Here is an 885-nt window from a genome sequence, read left to right on the forward strand (position 1 = left end):
AAGTAGGCCAATCACGCAGCCCGATAAAAATAGCGCCAACGTATCCACTTGGAAGCCTTTTACGGCCGCAAGTACCGGAGTATACATACCGATCAGTAGCAGGATGAAGCTACCTGAGATACCAGGGAGGATCATCGCACAAATCGCGATCGCACCTGCAATCAGCGTATTAATAGCGGTAGGTTCAAGATGCAGTGGTTTCAGCACCGTAGTGCTATACGCAAAGCCGACGCCCAGTAGAAGAGTCACGAAACGAATCGCATCGCGTTTCTCTACCTGACGGAGGATGTGATACACAGAGACCAAAATGAGGCCGAAGAAGAACGACCAAATAGGGATCGGATGAGTGTCTAGCAGCCATGTGATCAGCTTCGCTAAGGTTGCAATGCTCGACAAGATGCCAGCAAACAGAGCAATAAGGAAAAAGCCATTAATATGATTGAATGCGGCTTTAAAACCGTCTTTTCGCCAGATAGAGAAAAGAGACGGGTTAATACGACGAATGCTTTCAAGCAGTGTATCGTAAATGCCAGTTATGAATGCGATAGTACCGCCCGACACGCCAGGGACAACGTCGGCTGCACCCATGGCTATTCCTTTGAAGAAAGTAATTAGATAGTTCATTTCTTTAGTGCTAAGTCATGTAGTTGGCACAGAGTATACAAAGATTGTTGCGAAAAAAGTATGAAATAGTGTCGTAGTTAATATTTGAGTGGTTGCTTATGAATCAATCCCAGGAAAAGGCGAGAACAGCGAACTTTCAACTCGTTAACATTTTATTTTCATTTACATTTTGACTAACTCAATTGTTAATAAATCACCTAAATTGCATTTTGAAATTGCATAATGCAATTAGGTTTTGTTTTTTGCAAAAATTCATATAGG

Annotated in this window: 1 protein-coding gene; it reads right to left on the reverse strand. The window is 42.6% G+C overall.

Annotated elements, in window-relative coordinates:
• The coding region (locus R7Q11_RS25315; RefSeq protein WP_225466898.1) for a DUF368 domain-containing protein at positions 1 to 624 on the reverse strand (624 nt) is incomplete at its 3' end.
• Positions 625 to 885: the final 261 nt, after the last annotated feature.

This window comes from Vibrio sp. 970 (genome assembly GCF_033339075.1).